Source organism: Halovivax ruber XH-70, from assembly GCF_000328525.1.
Classification (GTDB): Archaea; Halobacteriota; Halobacteria; order Halobacteriales; family Natrialbaceae; genus Halovivax; species Halovivax ruber.
In genome coordinates this window covers 453,114-477,006 of the sequence record NC_019964.1, presented here as the reverse complement: position 1 = coordinate 477,006, position 23,893 = coordinate 453,114, and the positions used below count along the sequence as shown (strand labels likewise).

The window sequence follows — 23,893 nt, the reverse complement described above, 5'->3', positions numbered from 1 at the left end:
GAGCGAGCGCGAGCGCAAAAAGGTATCCGAGGTGGCGCGGACACGGCAGCCGAAGTGGAGCTCATTCGGCACGGACGCGTTCCAGCGCGCGGGTCGCGAGATCGCGCTGGAAGGTCCGCGTCGGAAGTGACTCGAACCAGCCCGCATCGTCGATCTCCTCGTCATCGACGCCCAGATCGGTTCCGAGTTCGGTCGACTCGGGACGTGCTTCGATCAGTCCGACGGCGAAACCGGTCCACTCGCCGTCGTGTCTGACGACGTGTTCGGCGACGGCGTGCGGACGAACAGGAGTGACGTCGACGCCAGCCTCCTCGTCGATCTCCCGTCGCAACCCGCCCGCGAGCGTTTCGCCGCGCTGGATCGTCCCACCCGGCAGCAGCCAGTGGTCGGCGCCCGGTTCGTGGACCAGGAGGACGCGATCCGCGTCGTCAACCACGACGCCGGCTCCGACCCAGCCGGACCGGAACGCTTCCATCTCACAGGCTTCGACGAACGATTCGCGATCGAGTTGCTCCTCGCTTCTGTCCTCGATCAGATCGTCGTACCGCGTCCGCGGGTCCGTGACGTCCGCGTAGCCGCCGAAACCGAGATCAGACATTCAGGTGAGAGTTCGAACGAGCGTCCCATACACTTGTCGGAATTATTGAAAACGGTGGCCGCGAGCGCGTGGTCGTGCCAGCGACCCGCGAGAGCCTACGGAAGAGCAAGCTCTTCCGAGCATCGCGAAAGCTTCGCTTTCGCTCAACGGGGGAGGGCTGGATTACCTTAGCTCCGTGTTCCGCGAACGAGGCGCTAGCCGAGTGAGCGGGCCGACGACTGACCCGGAAGCGCCGCTGTGCGGCGCTGTAGGGGAAGGAGGAGTGCTTTTCATCAACGTTTTGCCGAGTGCGGTCGCGAAGCGACCGCACGCAGCGCAAAAGGTTGTTTTACGAGATGAGCTTCTGCTCGCCTTTCTCGACGTCGATCTTGCACGGCGGCGTGATCTTGTTGTAGGCGCGACGCATGGCTTCCTTGGCGAAGTCGGCGTCCTCGACGTCACACCAGATGGTGAAGATGCGCTCGCCGGCGTCGATGCGGGCCGCGGTGCCGACGATCTTCCCGAAGGACTGGCGCATACCGTCGGAGACACGGTCGGCGCCGGCGCCGGTTGCCTGCTTGTTCTCCCTGATGACGTGGTGGGGGAACTTGCGCAGGATCATCTTGTAGTTGCCCTCGCCGGCGTGCTTGATCATGTACCGGTTACCCGAGAGGCGAGAGGCCTCGAGGCTCCCGTGTCGGATCTGGACCTCCTCCTCGGTGATGAGGCTGATCTGGACGGGGTAGTCGTCGGGCTCGGCTTTGATGTCGCCCATCTTGTGCTGTGCGATCTTCGAACCCGGGATGCCGGTGATGTACTCGCGTCGCGTGTACGCCGGCTTGCTGATGTCCCGGTACATTGAGGCTGGTTTGTCGGACATGGTTGTGGTTACTTACCGGAACCGAAGCCCAGAACGCGGATAAAGGCTTCGAACCCTGGCCGTGCCCGGCCGGACCGCAACCGGGCGAGACGACGGGCCGGCGAGCGTTCTTTCTGGTTCACTCATTTTATTCGATCGATTCGGTCAGCTCAGACGCAGCGATATCGACCGTTCGAACGGCCAGAGACACGACCTCCTCGCGTCGGCCCTCTTCAAAGTCCCGTTCCTCGAGGAGATCGATGCCAGTTTCCACGGTCTCGCGCTCGTCGGCGGCCAACTCCGTGAAGAGCGATTCAAGGTCAGATCGGTTCGATTCCGCGAAGAAGGCCTTGATCCGTTCGTACGCATGGGAAGCAATCAGTCCGCGACCCACAAAGCCCGTGGCAAGCCTTGCGGTCGTCTCTTCCTGGGCCCGGACGAAATCATGCATTCGGCCACCGTCCCGATAAGTCATCGACGACGGTAAACGGGATCCGACTCGTTCCAAGTGGGCCTGGCGACGGTCCGCTGCGGTTGCAAACGCTAGGCGAGCGATCTTATCTGATTCGGAGTAGGTCCACCGGGTGAACGTTCCACGCGCGGAATATGCACTGTTGCCAGCTACGGCAACGAGTTGCTGCTCGTCGGGTTCCGGCCCAACGAGGTATTCGAGAAGTGACCGCGAGTGGAACAGATCGCGATGTGATCGCGTCCGTTCACGGACAATCTTGAGTATCGTCGAATCCATATGATTGATTACCAGGGGGCGAAATATGGGTCGGCGATCCGTCGTCGACGCTCGATCCCGTCGATCGTGGCTTGCTCGTCTTCGGTCAATTCGATTGACGGACTCTCAAAGTTCTCGACGAGGTGAGTCAAGTCGCTCGTTCCGGGAATGGCGCTGATACCACGCGACTGGAGCCACGCGAGCCCGACCTGGACCGGTGAACAGTTGCGGTCGGCCGAGAGCTCACGGAGTTCCGGAACGTCCTCGAGTTCACCCTGCAAGAGGGGCGTATGTGCGACGATATCGATATCGCGACTGTATGCGTACTCGCACAATTCCCATTGGGGTAATAGAGGGTGACATTCGATCTGAAGAACGTCGATACCGGCCTCACAATACTCGCGGGCAGATTCCAGCTGTTCGATCGTGAAGTTCGCGACGCCGATTCCGTCGATCAATCCATCTTCAAACAACATATCGAGAGCTGCGAATGTACGCGGCGGATCGTAAGTCGACACTGGCCAGTGGACATACACCAGATCGAGCGTCGAGAGGCCCATCCGATCGAGACTCACTTCGACGCTTCGTTTCAGGTCTCCGTAGTCGAGACGGTCGTACCAGACTTTCGTCGCGACGACTACGTCCTCGCGCGGGACTGAAGCGGTACGGACCCCCTCACCCACTGCAGCCTCGTTGTTGTATGCACTCGCCGTGTCGACATGACGGTAGCCCGCTTCAAGTGCCTCCGAAACGAGGGCTGCACACTGGTCGTGATCTTCGAGTCTGTACGTGCCGAATCCAATCAAAGGAATTGTTCGTTCGCTCATGGTTGCCTCAATCCGTTCGATATCCCAGCTGTCGTAACCGTTCTTTGGCGACGTCAGGAAGGGTTCCGCCCGGTCGAGGTGACGCCTCTTCGACTGCCGCCAGACGCCGGTCACACAGACTCGCGAGCATTTCGACCCGAACCGGTACGTCCTCGGCGAGGTTAGACTGCTCCCGGGGATCGTCGTCAAGATCGTAGGCCTCTTTGCGGCCATACTGACGGTTCTTGATGTACTTCCAGCCCGCCCCCCGCACAGCAACGATCGCGTCCTCGGGATCGAGGGACGCAGTGAAGCTGTTGTGGTGACAGATCTCACTGAGGACGTATTCGCGCGAACCGGTCTCCTCGTCCGAGTTTGCGACCTCCCGGAGCGACCGACCCCGCCACTCTGGATGTGGATCGATGCGGAAGAAATCCGTCACAGTCGCTGGTATGTCGACGTGTGACGTCGGCTCCGACACCGTCGTGCCGGCGGGCAACCCATAGTTCGAATCGTCGACTACGAGCAGCGGCACCCGAATGAGTTCGTCGTACAGCTTGGCACGATGCCCGTAATCGTCGTGTTCCATGAACTCCTCGCCGTGGTCAGCTGTGATGATCAGGACCGTCTCCTCCATGCGACGGATCCGTTCCAACGCCGAGATCAGCCGACGAATCTGGTCCTCGACGAACCGGATTTCCGCCCGATAGTACCGACGAAACGCGTCGATGGCCTCGGGCGGATCCGGATACGGTCTCCCTCCCTCGGGCCGAGGCCCACATCGATCCGGCTGGTCGCTCAACCAGCGGTAGACCGCGCGGTTAACCTCAGTGCGGTCCCACACCGTGTCCGTCTCCAGAAATTCCCGTGGCGGGGCGTACGGGTAGTGGGGATCCATGTAGTGGATCCACATGAAGGCGTCTTCGCCCTGGGAAAGGCTCTCGAGTGAGGACACAGCTTCGTCCGTAAGTTCGTCCGCTCGCCCGTACGGAACCGTACGATCCGAGTTGTCTCGCAGTTGTAACGCTCGCTTTCGTTTCCACTCGGACGGCCCCATCCCCAGTGGCGGGTCGGCGTGCTGGTCAGCCAACTCCTTGAGGCGGTCCCGGTGTTCGATCGGTATCGTGTCGTAAAACCGATCGAACCCCCGGTCGTAGTCGAAGACTGCCGACGTGGCGACGTTTCCGGTGATGCCGACAGTCGTCACTCCAGCGTCGGTCAACCGATCTTGGACTGGTTCGTGAGCCGGTTTGAACTGGTTGTAGCCGTGATCCATCGGGTACGCACCGGCGAGAAGGCCCGGAAACGCCGGGGTAGTCATCGGGGCAGTCGCGATCGCCGTATCGAAGACCGTTCCGCGCTCCGCCAGCGCTTCGAGATACGGGGTCTCGACTGGTGACTCTTCCATCCACGAAACATGATCGTGGCGCAATGAATCGATCGTAATAAGGACAACTGTTGTCATTCTGGTGTTGTTTTTCTCGGGCCCCGGACCTCGGGTTCCAGTTCGTGACTGCGCTGGAACGCCACGGTCGGTAGGGCCTGGGCCGGTCCGTGCGGGTTTCACAAGGTGCCCGCGTCTTCCGGCCCCGGATACGAGATCCGACTCCGTTTTCGTTGCCTGCCCCACCGAGTGGTTAGGTCCTCACGTGACCCGGCTGCCCATCCTCGTCCCCCGACCGTACGCTGCCGATCTGCTCAAGGATTACATCTTCGTTCTCGAGGAGGGTGTTGGCTCTTCTCCGGAGACTATCCGAGAGGATAATGTCATTTTTGATGAGTTCCTCCCGGTTCTCCTCGGCGTAGGCGAGGAACTCCTCGCGGTACTCGCCCAACAGAGCATGACACGCGTGACAGATACCGCTGTAGTTGGTGTCGTCGTCCACGTCTAACCGATCGATCAGCCGTTTCGGGCCGACTTCGTGAATGAGCCAGTAGATCAGGTTTCGTTTGCCGCGGTCGAGGATCTCGAGGAGTGGTTCCTCCTTGATATTCCCGAGGGTCAGATCCGGGACGTACCACTGTGCGTGTCCACAACAGGCTTTCACAGAGCCGTCCGGATGGATCGAGAGCGTCGAGGAGACTTCCATACAGCCGTCATCGTGTTTGCTCTTGGCCTTGATGCTCGAGACGTCCAACTGCGCCCCGGATCCCAACGGAACGGCCGAGTCCTCGATAAGCAGCAATCCGGACTGTTCGGACACCGGCTCGTCGAGCCGTTCGTTCAACAGTTCCGTGATTCGCTCCTTATCGTACTCCGGATCTTCGGGGCCGACGACACACGCCAACGCAATGTTGTCGAGGTCACTCTCCAAGCCCGCATCGACCAGATTGATGATCGGTTCGGGGCTGATGAAGTCGGTATGGAAGTCGTCGTAACTCGTGCTCAACTCGTCGAGACCGGCGTCGACGAGTTCGTCGATCATCTGACGAGCACTCTCCATGTCGTGGGCCCACCAGCCGTTCGTCACGATTCGGGTTTTCAACCCCATCTCGTCTGCACGTCGGAGCGATTCCAGCAGCCGCTCCTTGTGCAGCGTCACTTCTCCGCCGGTGAACACGAGGGTTTTGGGATTCACCCGTTCGATCTCGTCAAATGCCTGGTCCAGCGTCGTTTCGGGCATCTCGAACTCCGTTTCCGGACTACTGCCGACGCTGCAGTGACCGCAGGCGAAGTTACACTTGTAATCCAGGAACAACGAGATCAAGGTTGGTTTTTCATAATGTAATTAATTGGTTAGTATTCCTATAGATGATATCTCCGTCAAGATCCGTTCAATATATCGTGACCTCGACATGGACAGCGACGGCGGCGACGACTGGGAGCGGGAGGACGGCGAGGTGTTCCATCTCTTCTTCCAGGATTTCCTCGACCTCCTCCATATCATCAGCGGCCATATACGCGGCCTGGATTCGCAGGAGAATCTCGAGCTCCTCTTCCGACATTTTACACTCCTCGGCGAACTCCTTGAGGTCTTCGTCGTCGAGGTCGAACCCGTCGAATTCGTATTCGTCGAGCTGGTTGAGTATACCCTCGTCGATTTTCTCTTTCAGTCGTTGTGCCCGGAAATCGTCGAGAACATCATCGAACCCGACCTCATCGATCAACTCCGGCGTGATCGTATCCTCGAGATGCAACGCCGTGTTCATGGTGCGGACGTCCTTCGGGGTGAAGTCCACTCCAAACTCGTCCATCTCGTGGGCGACACTTTGCGAATGGTCCACGTTCGTGGCTGCTTTCACTGCATCCATGAGCGATCATATGCTATTGGAAGGCTCACCAATATAATATTTTCCATATAAATTAGTAGTTCAGTGTTCGAATTAGTTAAGCAAATTCATGAGACAGACTAGAAATAATTCGACATCGGACAAACACTACTTTTGTGAATGAGATTTGGTTATAAATCAACAAAATAAATTAAATAGAAGGTTGTTTTCTAACGGGACGATACGACCCCACCCGTTGCCTAAGCAGTCCTGATATAGAACGTCGTCAGACGACCTCGTACCCGGTCCTGTAGGGAGTCTTCCCCCACTCTACTCCGGTGGAATCGTAGAGACTGATCCAGACGCAGTCGGAAAGCCGTGTGTATTGACACTCTCTTCGCCAACAGGTCGAGAATTCCCCCGAAGAAAATATTCACGCTGTTTTCAGGTACGCGTTCGCGTGAAACGTCGAAGGTCTCCACCGAACTGTGACCAACAGTGTGCTTTTCAGCGCGTATCGCCCTGTCAATAGGGCCACTCCCCGGATACAGAGAGCGACAACGACAGTTGGTTATTCAATCAACGAGGGAACACGGTCCCACTCACCCGAAGCGTTAGCCCGGGCATGGTTCTCTTCCGTTGGGCGATATTCTCTGAAGCGTTCAGGTCGGCGTGACGCCACGACAGAACTCCGAACACGAATGGTGGTCTCCATCACGGGTCCCCATCCAACCACACTCCGAACACCGTTGGCTGGTATGGGACGCATCTAACCTCTCGACGCGGATACCAGAACGTTCGGACTTGTACGTGATGAACTGTGGGGGTTGGTGGAAATGCCACGAGTGACGCCCGAGCGCGATGATCGGGGCGGAACGCGTCCCGTCGCTCCTGCGATGAGGCGACGGTGGGTGGCTCGAAGATCCGCGAACGCCGGAGAGCTCCCACACCCGTCGGTGAAGCAAGCGGCGCGAAGGCCCACTTCGTTCGGCACTCAATGTGAACCACCCCGACTATCTCCCTCGTGGCACCGTCGCTCACTCATCAAGGGCCGTTCCCCACGAGGGTTTCACGGGTTGCCCACTCAGACTAGGTATGGCGTAGCGAGGATCGCTGCCAGCCGCCCAGGACACGCGGCGGCCAGTCCATCCCACGTTCTCCCGATGGACGCCCGCAGTTCACCGGATAAGCAGCAGATGTTCGAGGCCAGGTGGAAACCACATTGCACTGCGTAGCTTCCGACGATCTCCTCTCTACCGGTGGGCGGTGCGTGCCGCGTCGCCGAGTTGCGCCTCCGGTTGACACAACGGCCAATCTATGAGCTGACGCCGACGTCCACCGCTTTTCCACCGGTTCCGAAACCACCGTACGTCCCAGCCAGTGGCACAGCCGTCGTCGAAGATCGGTTCGTCGGTCCGTCCAAGGCATGCGAATCGGCGATGCGCTCGTATCACCGTGACTCGACCAGCGTGATAGAGCGAACGAATGCGGCCATTCTTGGTGTCACCGTAATCCCGACGGGTGACGGCGGATCACGACGGAAACCGGAGTTCCCGGCCGTCGGTCAGACGGTCGTCGCGTCGCCCGCGCTCGATCGTTGTCGCTACCGGCTTAACGTATCCTCAGGGCGCGTAGAGAGTCTCATGACGACGTGGAGCGGCAAGTTAGATTGTGTCGATGAGGAGCAGTTGCGCCAATAACTGCGTACGGAAACGGATGCGAAGGCGGTCAAACGCCTCACGAGCGCTCTGCTGTATCGGCAGGGAAATCACCGACAGAGCTCGAGAAGTTGCTCGGGTTTCCCGAACAAACAGTGTACGATTGGCTCGACACCGGCGCCGAGCGCGATCTCACCGCGCTCGGCGACCCCCCTCGCCCCGGTCAACCGACTCGTCTCACCGAGGACCAGTGGACAGAGCTGTCGGCGACGCTGGCGGCGTCGCCGTCGGAGGCCGGCCACGATGAGCCGACGTGGACACCAGCTTTCGTTCACGACTACATCGCCGAGGCGTTCGACGTTGAGTACTCGCTGGCGGAGATGTATCGGGGACGAAGCAGGCGGGTCTGTCGTATCAGACAGCCCGCCCGCGTCACTACAAGGCAGATCCCGCCGAACAACGGCGCTGGCGTGGTGAATTCAAAAAAAGTGGCCGACGCTGAAGGCGGCAGGCCACCGGATCGTCGTGATCGACCAGCACACGCAAGTGATCAAGACCAAGCAAAAACGCGGGTGGTTTCCGGTGAACTCCCGCCCGAGGCTGCCGGTCTCGGGCGAGCGGGCCTCGGTCAATCATGTCGGGCGCGGCCACCGACGACGGTGACCGCTTTTTCTCGTTAGTTGAGCGATTGTTTACCAAGAAGGTTGCAGCCCACTTTCTGCGAGCGCTCAAAGAAGAGTTCGGAGAGGAACCGGTTCTCGTCTTATAAAACGCGCCGTATTTCATCGCGAACCGCCTCATGAAGCAGGCAACGAAGGCTGGTCTGCTTCTTGAATGCCTCCCCCGTATGCACCGGAAATGAACCCACTCGAACGTGCTGGCGTCAAGTGAACGAGGGACGTCCAAAAAAAAACTCTATCGAACACTGCCCGAACTGAAGGCGTATCTCACGAGCAAACTTTCTACGCTGAACTCACCGAGAATCTATGAGCATCTCTGCTAATACCTATCAGTCCAGCGGTCTTGAGCAATCGTCGGACGGCCCGGCGACTGTACTCGATGTCGACCCCTCTTGAATGTAATCGTTGCGGGAGCGCACCCGACTACACGGGCTGGTCGTAGCCGTTCTCGGTCGGTGGTTGCTGCACTGCTCTCGTTCGAGCGAAGTCCGTTAATCCTGGTCCAGTTTCGGCGGTCGATTCGAGCGGTTGTCGTCGGTGATTCCGTCCTGGAACGGACGGTCTTCGAACCGGTCGAACAGTTGTAGATCGTGCCCTCGCGCAAATCGAGCCACCCCGTAATCATCGACACAAACGTACCACGTTTGTACATGATCGCAACAGCAAGTGCAGCGTCTGTCGTTTTCCATCGACGTCTTGGAGAGCGGTTTCGAGATCCTCGACCGGGACCTCTTTGAGTCGTGCCATTATCTATCCCTCACACCCAATATAAAAAAATAATTGATTGGTCCCTTCCGTAAAAATGGGCACGCAGGGATTCGTCAGTCTGTCCGGAGGGAAGGTTCATCGTCGAGGGGAGTCGTTCCTGACGGTCGCGTTGTCGGCTCCGAACATCCGGTTCACGACCCACTTCGGGTGGCTTAAGACTCTCCCGAGGGTAGGGCAAGCCATGTGGAAGAGTTTCCGGATCGGGTCGCTGTTCGGGACCCCGATCAAGCTCGACGTCACCTTCCTGCTCGTCCTGCCGATCTTCGCGTACCTCATCGCGGTGCAGATCGGTCTGGCGGCCGAGATCTTCAACGAGGCGATGGGGGCGGGAATCGACGTCGCGGTACTCACCGGCGGTTACTCGCCGTACCTCTGGGGGCTGCTGGCCGCGATCGGGCTCTTCGTCGGCGTCGTCTTACACGAGCTCGGACATTCGCTGACCGCTCGTCACTACGGCTATCCCATCGACTCGATCACGCTCTGGCTGCTGGGCGGCATCGCCGCGCTCTCGGAGATGCCCGAGAACTGGCGCCAGGAGTTCGGCATCGCGATCGCCGGCCCCATCGTCTCCGTGCTCGTGGGGTTCGTCTCCTACGGGCTCTTTCTCGCCACGCCCGCGGGTCTCGACGGATTTCGGTTCATCTTCCTCTTCCTCGCGGTGTTGAACATTGGCATGGCGGCGTTCAACCTGCTTCCGGCGTTCCCGATGGACGGCGGGCGAGTACTGCGAGCCCTCCTTGCGCGCAATCAACCGTACGCAAAGGCCACCCGTCAGGCCGCGACGGTCGGCAAACTCTTGGCCGTCCTGATGGGGCTGTTCGGGCTGTTCGCCTGGAATCCTCTGCTCATTGCAATCGCGCTGTTCGTCTACATTGCCGCCTCGGGCGAGTCCCAGCAGGTGACGATGAAGGCCGCCTTCCAGGACGTCACCGTCGCCGACATCATGACACCGGCGGACCGACTGCAAACCGTCGGCATCGACACCACCGTCGAGGAACTCGTCCAGCGCATGTTCCAGGAACGCCACACTGCCTACCCCGTCCTGGACGGTGGCCGCCTCGTCGGGATCGCCACGCTCTCGGACGCACGGAACGTCAAACCAGTCGAGCGCGAAGCTTACACGGTCGAGGAGATCATGCGGAACGAGCCGCCGACGGTCGAGCCAGCAGCGGACGTGATGGGTGCGATCGAGCAGATGCGTGAGGAGAACGTCGGCCAGTTGCTCGTCGTCACGCCCGACGCGGGCTGGAATACAGACGGCAGCGAGCTCGTCGGCATCATCTCCCGTTCGGACGTCATGACCGCCCTCGACGTCGTCCAGCAAAGCGGCTCCGTAACCCCGATGGACAAACGCCTCGCCGACTGAGACGTCGAATACGTGGTTCAGCCAGTAGTCGGTCCCGGTTCGGCAGGGACGGTTGTCGGCCGCGTGACGTCGATCAGTTCGCGCTGGGTCTCGGCAGCGATGTGGCCGAAGTCCGCCTTCCGATGGCACGGCGGACAGAGGGTGACGACGTTTTCGAGCGTGTGAGCGTCGGTTTTCTCGAACGCAGCGGCTTCGATGTAGTGACGAACGGGGACGATGTGGTGGACGTCTGGGTTGCGGCCGAGCGCGTCGGCGTCGGTTCCGCAGCGGACGCAGGCGTAGCCGTCGCGTTCGAGCGCCGCCCGTCGCGTCGCGGCCCAGCCCTCGCCGTAGGGTTCGTTACCGCCACCCTTCCAGTTGGGGTGACCGTCTCCGGTGAACGATTCGGAGAGCCACGCTCGGCGACAGTCTTCGCTACAGAGAATCGCGTCACCGGTCGCATTGCTAGGATAGCGCTCAACGGGCTCGGCACAGACGGCGCACTCGAACTCGCGCTTGCCACCGGACCAGCGAGGATTATTCTCACCCGTAATCGGAGGCATTTCGCGCCATTCAGCAGTATCTACGCACTCAGCACAATAGAGACCTACTTTCTCTGATGGGTAATAGGAAAAAGACTTTCCACAGAGAACACATTCGGTCTCCTCCTTACCGCCGCGGAAGTTTGGATTGTTCTGGCCAGCGTACGGGCTCGCCTTCGAGAGGCATTCGTCAGAGCAGTACGCCTTCTCGTAGGGAGAGTGGAACTCGGTTCCGCAGTAATTGCACGTTCGATTCGGAAGGCGCTCGTCATGAGTACTTGTGTGGTGAACAGCCCGCCCCCGCTTGGTTGCGAATGATCGTTCACACGTTGGGCACGGATACATCGACTTATTATCCGACCACCTCATGGAAAATTGTGGTGGAGTGGTTTCCGATTTCCGGAATTGCCTACCGTACTGCCCAGGCTACTCGAGCATATGTTTGAAAAGTTATGAGTCCGGGTGCGAAAATCGAATCCGCTTCTCAGCCTCCACAAGGCTGAAGGATAACCATTACCCCAACCCGGACACGGTTGCGTTCATATCTATCCGCTGAGGGCCTGATATACATTTCGCCTCATCACAGGTGTGTGATTTCCCCGCACAGTATCGGAAACAGTCGTCATAGCGTACGTGCATCGGCCTCGACCCGAACGATTTTTCGCCGGGCATCCACTAGGGTCACTAACGCGTGGCCATCACCGACAAGATCTACGTCAAGAACCACCGCCAGCTCGCCTCGCAGCTCGAGACGAACGTCCCGAAGGGGGCGTTCAAAGGGGCGACACTCGACTTGCTCTTTCAGGGCGAGGGCCTCGAGAAACTGGACGATGCGACGCGCGAACGGGTACTCGACTTCGCGAGTGACTTTCTCGACTGTGACTGCCAGGACAACCCCTACTGTGGCTGTCCGGAGCGAAAGTTCATCCAGTATCTGCTGGAGTTGCGCGCACAGGGACTCGGACCCGACGCGATCGTCGACGTGATGAGCGACGACTACATGGTCTACGCCTACGCGGGCGACGTCCTCTCGTTTCTCGACAGCGGCGTCCGAACCCTCGAGGCAGCCGAAGGGCTGGCCGGGGTCGACGGCTATCCGGAGAAACAGGCCAAAATTCGCGAGGCCAAAGACGAACTGGCGCGGTAAGGCGGTCGGCGACTGGAATAGACTTCGGGCGGGACGGGTGGAGCCGGCCGTCAGCCGAGCTGGTAGGGTTCGTCTTCGTCGAGATCGTCGAGCAGGAGCACTTCCTCTTCCTCGTCGTCGACGCGGTCGCGAAGGTCGGTGACGTAGGCCTTGTGCTCTTCTAGCTGTTCGCGGAGGTGCTCGGTCTCGAGTTCGAGTCGTTCGTGTTCCCGTAGGAAGCTCTTTGGTACCTCCACGGTCGGAGGGAATGCGTTCTCGTCCGACTCGTCACCCTCGAGTTCGTCCTCCGGCACGACCGCGACCTGTCCGTCGTGTTCGATGAGCGTATCGACGTAGTCCCGGAAGACGGCGGACAACGAGATATCGCGCTCTTCGGCGATCTCCTGAAGCGCCGCGAACGCCTCCTCGTTGACCCGGAACGAGATCGTCTTGTTCTTGTTGCCCATCCTGCGTCCTAGTGTGCGGTGACGATACTTAACGCTTCGTCAGACAGGTCTCGAGCGAGCGCCCGCGGCGGACGGATAGATGGAGTCACCAGCGTCTCGCCACACGCGTCGACGAGAACGTCGATTGGAAGCCCGCCCATGAGTATATCGCTCCCGAACACTTTACATCTCGGCAATAGCGGTGTTCGTATGGACTTCGGACTCGACGGAGACGCTGCGCTGGTGACGGCAAGCTCGGCCGGCCTCGGTCGCGCGAGTGCACGTGCGCTGGCGAGAGAGGGAGCGGACGTCACGATCTGCGGGCGGGACGAGTCACGACTCGACGACGCCGCGACCGAACTGGAAACCGTCGGCGACGGTGACGTGCTGGCCATCACTGCCGACATCACCGACCCGGACGATGTCGAGCGACTCGTCGACGCGACCGTCGACGCCTTCGGCGGGCTGGATCACCTCGTCACCTCCGCCGGCGGGCCGCCAGCCACGACGTTTCTGGAGACGACCGAGCGCCAGTGGTACCAGGCCTACGACCAGCTCGTGATGAGCGCCGTCTGGACCATCGAGTGCGCCCACCCGCACCTGGTGGACGCCGAGACTGGCTCGATCGTCTGTATCACGTCGCGAACGGTCACCGAAGCGGTGGATGGCCTCCTGCTCTCGAACGCGGTCCGCCGGGGTGTCAGCGGACTCGTCCAGACACTCTCGCGCGAGTTCGCTCCCGCCGTCCGCGTCAACGCCGTCATGCCGGGCTTGATCGAAACCGACCGGGTCGTCGACCTGATCGATTCCGGCGTCGAACGCGGCGAGTACGCGGACTACGACGACGGCCTCGCCGAGATGGCCGCAGACGTCCCACTCGGACGGATCGGCGAACCCGACGAACTCGGCGACGTCGTGGCGTTTCTCTCGAGCGAACGCGCGAGCTACGTCAACGGTGCCGAGCTCCCGATCGACGGCGGAACGATTCGCGGGTGACTGCGAGCGATCGGACGAGAGACGCCGACTCTCCTGCGTGGGAATTCACCGCCGTATCGCAGTTACGTCCGTCGGCCAGCGCTTCTGGTCTGCCTGACCGGCCGTCAAGTCCAGTTAGGATCCAGTCCAATGGTTAGCTTCGTGCTCGCTTGCGGCAGTCTGGGATGGTGCCGCCAATCAGCCAAGAAGGGGTGTGACGTGCCGAAGCGAATCAAATGGCGGCGGTATGGTCGCCGTCCCGCAGATGCAGTTGCGGGTAGAGATCGTAGTGGTCGTACCGGCGGGCGTAGATGAATTTTCCAAAGCCGATCACACGGAACGCCTCCGGCGGGAGGAGTCCCATGCCGACGAAGCAATCGCGCACCTGACACCGGAGGTGGTGGTCCAGATACGCGCGGAACTCCTCCAGCGGCCCGGGTTCGGCAGGCATGAGTTCGAGTGTGGCGTTGGGTTCGCGGTCCAGGGGCGGTCGGTCGGCCCGCTGCACCTCGTGTTTCCCCTGCGCGTTCGGGTAGCCGACGTGGATGCCCGAGACCGCTGCGACGTCGAGTTCGAGATCGTCTGGATCGGCGAGGTCGACGAGATGGTCGCCGAAGGCTTCCCAGTTCGCCAGGTCGGATTCCGTCACGTCGGACGGGTTGGTGACTCCTGTGCCGTCGTCGTAGTCGAGGCCGTGGGCCTCTGCAAGGTCGCGAGCCCGGCCTTCGAGGCCGCTTTCCGGAACGTCGACGCCGAGCCAGACGTCGAGTTCGTAGACCACCGCGTCGGGTGCCCGGACGCCCGACGGAAGGTCGATAGGTCGGTCGATGTCTTCGTGGTGACTGCGAAGCTGCTGGCGCAACGGGCCGAAGTAGCGCTCGAACTCGGCGTCGGAGAGGCGTTGGATGGCCAGTCTAACCGCATTCACGTACGCAGGGTTCTCGGCGCGCTCGACTGTGTCGTACCCGCGTTCGCGGTAGATGTGGTACCTCGCGAAGCGGCGGGCCTGGTTGACGTGTTCGTTTTCGTCTTCGGTTCGTCTGTCCGGATCGTCGTCGTAGCCATCTTGTTGATGTCCAGATATATCACCATCCTTCTTCATCTCAATAAGGTGCTCAACGTCGTTATTGTCGATCACACTAATACCGACCAAGCTTTCATTTTCTCCTGTAATTCTTGGATTCATATCAATTACCTTTGGCTCTCTGCAAGACCTTCAAGAGCGGATCCAGTCGTGGAACGTTCGTCCTTCAACTCCTCATACATCCGCGAGATTTCCTCGTACATCTGTTCGAGGCTCGCAGCCTTCTCGTCGACAAGATTGTCCGACGCCCAGCCGATGCCCTGTTTCACGAGATCGCCGACGACGCCGGATGCGGCTGTTCCGACAGCCGCGCCGGCTGCGGTCCCAAGACCGGGGAAGATCGAGCCAACCGCTGCACCGACGGCAGCGCCCGTTCCCATGCTCGCCAATGAGCCAATGAGTCCCTTCGTCGCCGTCTCTCCCCACTCGCCCTCGGATGGTGCACCCGGTTGCGCCTGGCTCAGGACTTCGAGCACCTGCTGCTGGTTCGCTTTGAGTTGTTCGACTTCCTTCGCCAGAACCTCCGGGTCGGCCGGCACGCTCGAACCGAAGCGCTCGTCGGCTTCCTGACGAGCCTGGTCGATCTGCTCCCCTTCGGGCATCCGCTGAATGTGAACATCGGTGCCGAGTCGATTGACGATCAGTGACTCCTCGCCCAACAGCGCTTCCTCCGCCGCCTGGTCAGCCTCACGCTCGAGCCGCGGATCCGGATCGATCTCCAGATCTGCATCCGCTTTCGGCATCATCGAGATTGCCGCACCAGTTTGCTGTTTGACGTGCGCCAACTCGTGCGCTAAGAGATACTGTCCTTCCGGCGTATTGGGTCGTACTCGCCGGAATTGAACACGATGGCGTTGCCGCAGGTGAACGCCTTCGCGTCGATGGCGTCCGCGGCTTTCGCCGCCTTCGGGCCCGTGTGAATACGGACGTTCGAGAAGTCGGCGTCCATCCGATTCTCCAGCGCGCGCTGAATCGACCCGTCGAGTGAGGTGCCGCCGCCACTTCCCAGGACGTCGAGCACGGGATCGGGCACGTCGTGTGGGCCCGTTCCCGTCCCCTCGACCGATCGCATGATATGGTGTTGGGCCTCGACGCCATAGCCCCGACTCGCCATCGGTTCGTGTTTCGGTTGGGGGACCACCGAGTCGACCGGCAGATCCGCGTTCGTCACCGACGGCCCTAGCTCCGGATACGTGCTGTGGGCCACCGCCGGATTCTGCAATTGCGCCGAAGCCTGCTGCGCTCGATTCTGTCGCGCCTGGGATCGCTTCGAGTCGGACCGCTCGCGGCGTCGCGCCTCCGCTGACGCTCGTTTCGAAGACGTTTCGTCCGGGCGCCGCCGTCGGGCGCGCTTAGCCATCGACGGCTTCCGGGACGGATCAGCGATGGTCGTATGCATCCCCACTCAGCGAATCAGGTCCAGTACCGGTGCGAAGATTCCCGCGTTGAATGTATCTTCCGCCCGATAGCCGTCGATATCGGCATTGTAGTCGTGGTAATCGGGAACGTAGTCTCTCGACATGCTCCGGCGCATCATGTGGTCAGTGCCAGGGCCGAGAACGCGATACTCTTCTGGCGGTTCCTCGCCACGGGAGAGGTACGAATCGCGGATCTGACACCGAAGGTGGTAATCGATGAACGCATCGAACTGGTCTCGCTCCAGATCGATCGCCACGTGTTCGAGTCGACCGTCGGGTTTCCGATCCGGATACGGGTCGTGACCGTCGATGGTTCGCGGGTCACCTTTCCCGGCGTAGTACATGACGTGGATGCCCGAGGTCGTCTCTACTTCGCTCTCGTCGGCCGTGAGGTAGATGTCGTACTTGTACTCGCGATATCTGTCGATCGCTTCGCCATCCGGAACTGGATTCTGGAGCGGCGGCTCGACGTGAGTTTTGTACTCGCCGGCTATCTGTCGGTAGAACTGGCCGAAGTGGTGGTCGAGTTCTTCTTCGGAACAGGTTTCGACGGCTTCTCGAACTGCCTTCAATTGATCCGTGTTGAGGTACCAGGGAACCGTGTTGTAGTTCGTTTCCTGGGTGACGTACCACTTGGCGTAGTCGCGGGCCTGTAACACCATCTCGTTGGCCTTCTCCGTTCGTTCGGCTGGGTCATCTGGGTAACCGTCCTGTTCATGATATTCGACCTCACCATCGAACTCCACTTCAATAAGATGCTCAACGTCGTTAGCGTCAATTATACTTAGCCCGACTCGTTCAGACTCTCCGGTGATTATTGCGTCCATCATCATGACCTCCTACTTTTCGCGTCACCAGTTGAGCTACCTTCACCAGTCTTTTCTTCCAGTTTATCCATATTCTCCGACTTGAGTCCGAGAATCTCAAGGACTCTGTCGCGATTGTTGTAGATTGCCTGGAGGGCTGCGCCAGTCAGTGAGCCGATCGTTTCACCGAAGGGAACGTTTGCCTGCTTCCCGATTTCGGTTGCGCCCATCTTGATGGCTTCACCGGCGCCAGCGTCTGCGATTGCCTGAAAGAGTCCACCCTCCACTTTTTGAGTTAACTCATCCACTTTGGCCGCTAGCTGCTCCTGATTCTCCGTCAGCGCGTAGAGTCGCTCTTCGACGCCCGATTTGTCGCCGACCGATTCGAGCGACAGTCCGTCGTCATCGTCGTTTTCGCCGCCGAACAGCGAGCCCGTGATCGACGATAGCGTCCCTCGAACGGAGCGCTGAACGTGTACCTCGGTCTTGCCCATCCGCTGAATCCCTAATTCTCCGCCCTCCATCACGCGCTGGGCGGTCTCCTCGGCTTCGCGTTCGAGCTGTGGATCGGGGTCGATCTCCAGGTCGACGTTCGCCTGCGGCATCATCGAGATCGTACCGCCGGTTTGCTGGCGGACGTGCGCTAGCTCGTGTGCAAGGAGGTGCTGACCTTGCGGACTCTCGGGATCGTACTCGCCGGCGTTGAACGCGATGTGATTCCCGACCGTGAACGCGCGGGCGTTGATGTCCTCGCAAGCCTTCGCGGCCGTCGGCCCGGTGTGAATACGCACGTCGCCGAACGAGTCGCCCATTCGATCCTCGACTGCATGCTGAATCGACGCGTCGAGCGACTGGCCCGACGAGGAGATCACCTCGCGGACGGACTCGGGCACGCCGGCGTCGCCCGCTGAGCCAATCGCCTGATCGGCATCCTTGTTCCGCTGGAGCGATGCCAGGTTCTGGCGCTCGATGTCGTCCGGGACTTCCTCGGGGCGATTCTGGAACTCGGCGATGAGTTCGCCCGCTCGCTCACTCGCTTTCGGCCCCAGCGGAACTGGCTCCGTCGTCGCCGGCTGCGACGCACGCATGACGGGCATCCCCACTTCGGCGATCGGTGCTGCAGCCTGCGTCTCTCGGCGTGACCGTCGATCGTCTCGCCGCTCGGACGATTCTGACTCGTCCGACAACGACCGATCGGATGTTCGCTGGGCGATCCGGTTTCTCATCGACCACACCCCGCAATTCTACGTTTCTGAAACACGCGCCCGATGCGCGTGAGCAGGCCACGGGCCCAATCAAGGGTCGAGGTTCGTCGTTGCATCTTCGACATTACGTCCTTCCGTTCCGACGGGTCGGCAAACATCCGGCAATGGAGGCACACACATTCTCAATTGAAGACCGTCGCGTTTGGGTCGTGGAATTCGGGGTAGAAATCAATGTTGTCATACCTCCAAGACGACATGAATCGCCCCATCCCAATCACGCGGAACTTTTCAGGCGGATGGACACCCATTTCGACGTACGAGTCTCGGATCTGACAGCGCAGGTAGTGATCCATGAACGACTGAAAGTACTCGATGTTCTGCGGATCGATCGGGAGCAATTCGATGACCGTATCCGGTTCGCGAGCCGCCGGTTCGAGATGATCGTCCACAGCCGTCAGACTCGGTCCGTCGGGATACTTCACGTACAACGCAGACACGGCGTCGAGATATGCGGCGTCGTTGAGATTCACCATTGAAGTCTCAGCATACGCGGCGAATTCACCAGCATACTCGGCCCACGTGTCGAGTTCCCCGGGAGAGACATCCGTTAAGTCGATATCGGCAGCCGAGTCCGTCACGTCGAGATCGTGCTCGACGGCAAGTTGCTGTCCGAAATCGGTCTCCAGCGGATCGATACCGAGGTAGAGGTTCGTACAGTAAATACACGGGTCCGTCGCCCCCTCCGGGGCGGTGAGAACCGGTTCTGTTCCGTCTCCCTCCTCGTACGCCAGTTGCTGATAGAGATCACTGAAGTGTTGCTCGAACTCGGTCGAGTCCATACCATCAATTACTTGACGAACACCATCGATCCGGACTGGGTTCTCGGCTGCCGGCATGGTGTCGTAGCCCCCCTCTACGAACACGACGTACCGCGCGTACCGACGAGCCTGGTTTACCCGCTCGTTACCTTCTTCAGTTCGATCAGCGGGATCATCAGGATAACCATCCTGATCGTGGTGTTTGATCTCACCATCAAACTCCATTTCGATAATGTGCTCAACGTGGTTATTGTCGATTACACTCAGTCCTATACGCTCGCTATTTTCGCCTGTGATGAGTCCATCCATAGAATTTTACCTCCGGCTTGTTCCGACGCCCTGTGAGGCTCCACTGCCAGTCACACTAGCACTGTTCCTTAGTTCGTTCACTTCCTCCTCCAGTTCACGATATTTCTCCTGCAGCGATTCAATCGCCGCTGCGTGTTCCTGAGACAACGCGTAACCGGTCACCTCCTTCGCAACGTCTCCAACCGCACCACCGACGACTTCAGCACCAACAGTCGTACCGATCGTCTGCCCGACGGCAACGCCGGCGACTGTACCCATCGGACCTCCCAGTGAGCCGATCGCACCGCCTAGCCAGCCTCCGAGGCTCCGGCCACCGAGGCCGCCGAGAAGCTTCCCACCCGCTGCTGCGAGTGATCCAACCGCACCCTTCGTCGCAACTTGCGACAGGTTACTCGCGGCCGTTTTGGTTTGTGTCCACGCGTTCTGCACCGTTGCGAGGAAGCCGCCAGATTCTTCTTTGGCTGGTTGCGAGACGCTTCCCTGCGCAGTCGTCCGTTCGGGCCCGGCAGCGAGCGGATCCTGATTCGCCTCTTGCTCGATCGCCCCGCGGTAGTAGTTGTCGACGATTTCGAGGACTTCGTCTCGGGTGACGTACTCCGATTCACCCTTGGCCGACCGCTGAATGTGGACGTCCGTTCCCAGCCGGTTCACGATCAGCGGCTCCTCGCCAGACAGCGCTTCCTCCGCCGCCTGGTCAGCCTCCCGTTCCAGTTGCGGATCCGGGTCGATCTCTAAATCCGCATCCGGCTGGGGCATCATCGAGATCGCCGCGCCCGTCTGCTGGCGGACGTGTGCGAGTTCGTGCGCCAGCAGGTACTGTCCCTCCGGGCTCTCTGGATCGTATTCACCGTCGTTGAACACGATCGCGTTCCCGCAGGTGAACGCCCGCGCGTTGATCGCGTCCGCAGCCTTCGCCGCCTTCGGACCCGTGTGTATCCGGACATCCGAGAAGTCGGCGTCCATCCGATCCTCCAGCGCGCGCTGGATGGAGGTGTCGAGCGCCCGGCCGCCGGTCGCGAGCACGTCGTAGACGGTGTCTGGTACCTCGTCCGTGCGCGTGCCGGTACCGTCGATCGCCCGCATGATATTGCGCTGGTCCTCCCGGTCGTAGCCGCGACTGACGAACGGTCGGTGTTTCGACCGCGGAATCGGCGACTCGACAGGACACCCCGGTGAACCCAACGGCGCACCGCCGTCGGCGAACTCCGGATACGTGGTGTGGCCGGCCCTGACCGGGTTCGCCATCGCGGCCGACGCCTTCCGGTCGACATCGGCCTCCCGACCATGTGAACGAGAGCGCTTCTTGACCGACTCCGACGAGCGGCCTGATTCGTTCGTTCCGCGTCGCTTCCGTTTTCGCGGCATCTATCGCCTCACCCATCGGAGACGGTGCCTGGGGAGAGCCGATGCCAATCCGGACCCAATCATTAGAAAACGCTTCACGCTATTGAATAATAATCGTTTCCATGGTTGAAGCGGTAAACTCCGATATCATCGTCTATTCCGATTACGAGATACCAGGCACTTCTAATCAAAGAGTATATATGTATTATTCTATATCGAGTCAAAAATGACTTCGTTCCGTAGCGTAATAGGCGATGTATGTACGCCCACGGTGGTGACCACCTCGAAGCGGAGTTCGAGCGGGCCCTCTTCGTACTCGAGTCTGCCATCCAGCCTCCCGATGGTACGACCGGGGATCGAACGGCGACCGTCAGCGGCTCGAACGGTTCCGAGACGAGCGCCACGGCGCTCCGTAGTACTGGATCGAAACTCCGCTCGCTGAGTGGGGCGGACAGCACCACTCACGAATCGGCTTTCGACCTCGGGTCGGCAGAACGGACGAAGCTCGAAGAACTCACTGCGGACATCGACGACGCAGTCGAACAGACACGAGAGGTCGGTACCGACCTCCGGCTCGTCACCCTGGCGAGTGCGTTCGACCTATCGAGACCACAGCTCGACGCACTCCTGTTCGCACTCGCCCCCGCGTTCGATCGAACCATCGGCTACACCTACGGTGCGTGGCACGGGTCCAACCGACCGAAACTCCTCACGATCGATCTTCTGGAAGATCTGCTCGTCTGTATCGATCGAAGTTCCGACGAATCCGAAGCGAGGTCGCTGGGCGAGGTACTCGCTCCGTCGTCCCCGCTGTTCCAGTACGACCTGCTCGTTCGTCATCGAACGGGTGGTGGAACCCCAGCGACGTACGACACCGTCACGGTCGACAAGCGCATCGTCGACTATCTCAAGGGCGAAGACAGTCTCGATCGCGCGCTCGCCGATCTCGTTTCCATCGAGCGGGCCGAGCGTACGCTTTCCGATCTGATCTTCGACGAGGTGACGACCGATACGCTGGAAACCGTTCGAGACCGATCCACCGCGACCGAGGCGCCCACCATCTACCACTTCGCCGGCGAAGACGGCACCGGCAAGGACCGCCTCCCCGCAGCACTCACCGACGCCGGCACGCCAATCCTCCGCGCCGATGCGACCGATATCGTCGAGGACGACGACCTGTGCACTCGCTTGATCCGTGAGGCCGCCCTGCAGGACGCGGCGATCCACCTCACCGGTCTGGAACGTGTCACCGACCGCCATGAGGAACCCGCGGTCGGGCTCAACGACGAAGGGGGCCTCGCCATGCCCGATCCCGACGCGCCCACGGTCGACTCGATCGTCGAACGGTTCGACGACGCGCCCGGTGACGTCTTTGTCTCACACACCGAGGACTGGAAACCCGATGTCGACCTCGCCCACCACCGCGTCGAGACCGTACACTGCCCGTTCCCCGAGTACAATACCCGACTCACCATCTGGGAGGAGTACGCCGACGAGGTCGCCGAGTCCTACCTCGTCGAGAACGTCGCGACCAACTTTCGACTCCCCCAGCATGATATCCGTCGAGCGATCAAGACGGCTCGCTACCTCTGTCGATCAGAACAGGAGGGCGTCGAAGCGCCGGAAGAGTCCGCATCGGCCGACGCCTTCGCTCCCGTGGACGGTGAACTCGAACGGGAACACCTCTACGAGGCATGCAAGCGCTACTCCGCGTCCAATCTCGAAGCGCTGGCCGACCGGATGGAGCCCGGCTACGAACTGGACGATCTCTATCTCAACGACAAGCCCAAGACCCACCTCCGGGAGCTCTGTGGGCACCTCCAGTACCGCGGCGCGGTCACCAGCGAGTGGGGCTTCGGCGAACCCGGAAGCCGTGGGGACGGTGTCGTCGCCCTCTTCTACGGCCAGCCCGGCACCGGGAAGACCATGGCCGCGGAAATCCTCGCGAACGAAACCGGCCTCGATCTCTACCGCGTGGATCTCGCCCAGATCGTCGACAAGTACATCGGCGAGACCGAGAGCCAGCTGGCCGCGCTGCTCGACGAGGCCGAACGCTCGAACGCCATCCTCCTGTTCGACGAAGCCGACTCACTGTTCGGCGAGCGAACGGATGTCGGCGACGCCACCGATCGCCACGCCAACAACGTCACCAACTTCCTCCTCCAGCGCCTGGAATCGTTCGACGGCATCGCCCTCCTGACGACGAACAAACGCTCGGGCATCGACCCCGCGTTCAAACGGCGCATCGCCCACGCCATCCGCTTCGACGTGCCGCAGGAACACCTCCGCCGCCAGCTCTGGCGTGAGAGTTTCCCCGACGAAGCCAACGTCGATACGAGCGAGTTCGACTACGGCTTCCTCGGCATGAAGTCGCTCACGCCCGCGATCATCCGCAAGGTCGCGAAGTACGCCGCCTACATCGCCGCCACCGAGGCCCACGAGGGCCAGCCGCTTTCGGGTGAGACGAACTCTCTCGCGGACGTCACCATCACCTTCGATCACGTCATCCTCGCCCTGCAGTACGCCAGCGAGGCCGGCGGCGTCGCACTGGGAGAGGAGTTTTACGGGTACGAAGATCGCCTGCGAACCTACGACACCCAGCACGTCAACCGCGACTTCGAAACCAGATTCCGGATGCGCTACCTCGACGGCGAGGGGCTCGGTGGCGACGGACTCGGCGACGAATCGACCAGCGACGAGACGGCCACGTCCGATCCGGGGGCCGGAGACGGCACCGACGACCGTGGCGTCGCGACCGGTCGCGACAGCGGAAGCACCGGCCCCCACGATGGCACCGACTCTGACGGGACCGCCGCCGAGGAAGGCGACGACACCGGCATCCCCGAACCCGACTCGAACGCACGCGACCCCGAAACCGTCGTCCGACAGTTCTACGACCGCATCCACTCCCGGGACGTCGAGGGGCTGGCCGCGCTGTATCATGCAGATGCCGATGTCGACCCGCTCTCGAAACGCGACGTGATCGCCATGGACCTGACCAACGTCGAGCTCGCTGGCTCGATCGACCGCATCGTCGACGAGGCTGATCGAACCGTCCTCGAGTTCGTCGAAACCTCGAACTCCCACGAACTGCCGACCGAGATCGAGTGCAGACCGGACGACGGCCGCTGGCGAATCTACGCGATCAGACGCGACGCACCGACCGAGACCGCCTGAAATGGACAGATAT

General features: G+C 60.7%; 19 protein-coding genes and 3 pseudogenes. 6 read left to right on the top strand and 16 right to left on the bottom strand.

The window, feature by feature from the left end:
- Positions 1 to 61 precede the first annotated feature (61 nt).
- The 8 genes and pseudogenes from HALRU_RS02130 to HALRU_RS02095 all read right to left on the bottom strand — a co-directional run.
- On the bottom strand, positions 62 to 598 hold the full coding sequence (locus HALRU_RS02130) for an NUDIX hydrolase (RefSeq protein ID WP_015299775.1): 537 nt from the start codon (positions 596 to 598) through the stop codon (positions 62 to 64).
- A 328-nt stretch (positions 599 to 926) separates the two neighbouring features.
- On the bottom strand, positions 927 to 1,457 hold the full coding sequence (locus HALRU_RS02125) for a 50S ribosomal protein L16 (RefSeq protein ID WP_015299774.1): 531 nt from the start codon (positions 1,455 to 1,457) through the stop codon (positions 927 to 929).
- A 127-nt stretch (positions 1,458 to 1,584) separates the two neighbouring features.
- Positions 1,585 to 1,887 carry a hypothetical protein gene (locus HALRU_RS02120; RefSeq protein WP_148680403.1) on the bottom strand — a complete coding sequence of 101 codons (303 nt, stop codon included), beginning with the start codon at positions 1,885 to 1,887 and terminating at the stop codon, positions 1,585 to 1,587.
- Between the two features lie 305 nt (positions 1,888 to 2,192).
- Positions 2,193 to 2,990 carry an aldo/keto reductase gene (locus HALRU_RS02115; protein ID WP_015299772.1) on the bottom strand — a complete coding sequence of 266 codons (798 nt, stop codon included), beginning with the start codon at positions 2,988 to 2,990 and terminating at the stop codon, positions 2,193 to 2,195.
- A 7-nt stretch (positions 2,991 to 2,997) separates the two neighbouring features.
- Positions 2,998 to 4,434, bottom strand: a complete 1,437-nt coding sequence (locus HALRU_RS02110) for a sulfatase (protein WP_148680401.1) — start codon at positions 4,432 to 4,434, stop codon at positions 2,998 to 3,000.
- A 172-nt stretch (positions 4,435 to 4,606) separates the two neighbouring features.
- Positions 4,607 to 5,668 (bottom strand): radical SAM protein, encoded by a 1,062-nt coding sequence (locus HALRU_RS02105; RefSeq protein ID WP_015299770.1) that lies wholly within the window; start codon positions 5,666 to 5,668, stop codon positions 4,607 to 4,609.
- A gap of 76 nt (positions 5,669 to 5,744) precedes the next feature.
- Complete coding sequence (locus HALRU_RS02100) at positions 5,745 to 6,164, bottom strand: hypothetical protein (protein WP_148680399.1); 420 nt, start codon at positions 6,162 to 6,164, stop codon at positions 5,745 to 5,747.
- Positions 6,165 to 6,793: 629 nt separating this feature from the next.
- Positions 6,794 to 7,033: pseudogene (locus tag HALRU_RS02095) on the bottom strand (zinc ribbon domain-containing protein); the annotation flags it as partial.
- A gap of 959 nt (positions 7,034 to 7,992) precedes the next feature.
- Here HALRU_RS02095 and HALRU_RS16220 point away from each other — a divergent pair.
- The 3 genes and pseudogenes from HALRU_RS16220 to HALRU_RS02085 form a co-directional block, all read left to right on the top strand.
- Positions 7,993 to 8,166: pseudogene (locus HALRU_RS16220) on the top strand (helix-turn-helix domain-containing protein); the annotation flags it as partial.
- Positions 8,167 to 8,243: 77 nt separating this feature from the next.
- Positions 8,244 to 8,339: a winged helix-turn-helix domain-containing protein gene (locus HALRU_RS16215; RefSeq protein ID WP_216086554.1), complete on the top strand. Its 96-nt coding sequence runs from the start codon at positions 8,244 to 8,246 to the stop codon at positions 8,337 to 8,339.
- Positions 8,340 to 9,466: 1,127 nt separating this feature from the next.
- Positions 9,467 to 10,651 carry a CBS domain-containing protein gene (locus tag HALRU_RS02085; protein WP_148680398.1) on the top strand — a complete coding sequence of 395 codons (1,185 nt, stop codon included), beginning with the start codon at positions 9,467 to 9,469 and terminating at the stop codon, positions 10,649 to 10,651.
- Positions 10,652 to 10,668: 17 nt separating this feature from the next.
- Here the strand turns inward: HALRU_RS02085 and HALRU_RS02080 are convergent, their stop codons facing one another.
- Positions 10,669 to 11,193 carry an HNH endonuclease gene (locus tag HALRU_RS02080; protein WP_245547767.1) on the bottom strand — a complete coding sequence of 175 codons (525 nt, stop codon included), beginning with the start codon at positions 11,191 to 11,193 and terminating at the stop codon, positions 10,669 to 10,671.
- Between the two features lie 670 nt (positions 11,194 to 11,863).
- Between HALRU_RS02080 and HALRU_RS02075 the strand changes: the two genes are divergently transcribed.
- Complete coding sequence (locus HALRU_RS02075; protein WP_015299766.1) at positions 11,864 to 12,319, top strand: DUF5814 domain-containing protein; 456 nt, start codon at positions 11,864 to 11,866, stop codon at positions 12,317 to 12,319.
- Positions 12,320 to 12,369: 50 nt separating this feature from the next.
- Here HALRU_RS02075 and HALRU_RS02070 read toward each other — a convergent pair whose 3' ends face one another.
- Positions 12,370 to 12,765 carry a ribbon-helix-helix protein, CopG family gene (locus HALRU_RS02070; RefSeq protein WP_015299765.1) on the bottom strand — a complete coding sequence of 132 codons (396 nt, stop codon included), beginning with the start codon at positions 12,763 to 12,765 and terminating at the stop codon, positions 12,370 to 12,372.
- Positions 12,766 to 12,954: 189 nt separating this feature from the next.
- Here HALRU_RS02070 and HALRU_RS02065 point away from each other — a divergent pair, with 189 nt between their 5' ends.
- The gene (locus tag HALRU_RS02065) at positions 12,955 to 13,740 is read left to right on the top strand and encodes an SDR family oxidoreductase (protein ID WP_015299764.1); all 786 of its coding nucleotides are present in this window, start codon (positions 12,955 to 12,957) and stop codon (positions 13,738 to 13,740) included.
- A gap of 211 nt (positions 13,741 to 13,951) precedes the next feature.
- On the opposite strand, the gene HALRU_RS02060 is transcribed toward HALRU_RS02065, so the two are convergent.
- The 6 genes and pseudogenes from HALRU_RS02060 to HALRU_RS02035 all read right to left on the bottom strand — a co-directional run bounded on the left by HALRU_RS02060 (position 13,952) and on the right by HALRU_RS02035 (position 20,604).
- A complete protein-coding gene (locus HALRU_RS02060; protein WP_015299763.1) occupies positions 13,952 to 14,905 on the bottom strand; it encodes a hypothetical protein in 954 nt (317 codons plus the stop codon).
- A 5-nt stretch (positions 14,906 to 14,910) separates the two neighbouring features.
- Positions 14,911 to 15,917 (bottom strand): annotated as a pseudogene (locus tag HALRU_RS02055) (eCIS core domain-containing protein).
- 291 nt (positions 15,918 to 16,208) lie between these two features.
- A complete protein-coding gene (locus tag HALRU_RS02050; RefSeq protein WP_148680397.1) occupies positions 16,209 to 16,883 on the bottom strand; it encodes a hypothetical protein in 675 nt (224 codons plus the stop codon).
- Between the two features lie 167 nt (positions 16,884 to 17,050).
- Complete coding sequence (locus HALRU_RS02045; protein ID WP_015299759.1) at positions 17,051 to 18,253, bottom strand: eCIS core domain-containing protein; 1,203 nt, start codon at positions 18,251 to 18,253, stop codon at positions 17,051 to 17,053.
- Between the two features lie 161 nt (positions 18,254 to 18,414).
- Complete coding sequence (locus HALRU_RS02040; RefSeq protein ID WP_015299758.1) at positions 18,415 to 19,359, bottom strand: hypothetical protein; 945 nt, start codon at positions 19,357 to 19,359, stop codon at positions 18,415 to 18,417.
- A 6-nt stretch (positions 19,360 to 19,365) separates the two neighbouring features.
- Positions 19,366 to 20,604: an eCIS core domain-containing protein gene (locus tag HALRU_RS02035; protein ID WP_015299757.1), complete on the bottom strand. Its 1,239-nt coding sequence runs from the start codon at positions 20,602 to 20,604 to the stop codon at positions 19,366 to 19,368.
- A 357-nt stretch (positions 20,605 to 20,961) separates the two neighbouring features.
- On the opposite strand from HALRU_RS02035, the gene HALRU_RS02030 reads away from it, so the two are divergent.
- Positions 20,962 to 23,880, top strand: coding sequence for an ATP-binding protein (locus HALRU_RS02030; RefSeq protein WP_015299756.1), 2,919 nt, complete (start codon positions 20,962 to 20,964; stop codon positions 23,878 to 23,880).
- Positions 23,881 to 23,893 lie beyond the last annotated feature (13 nt).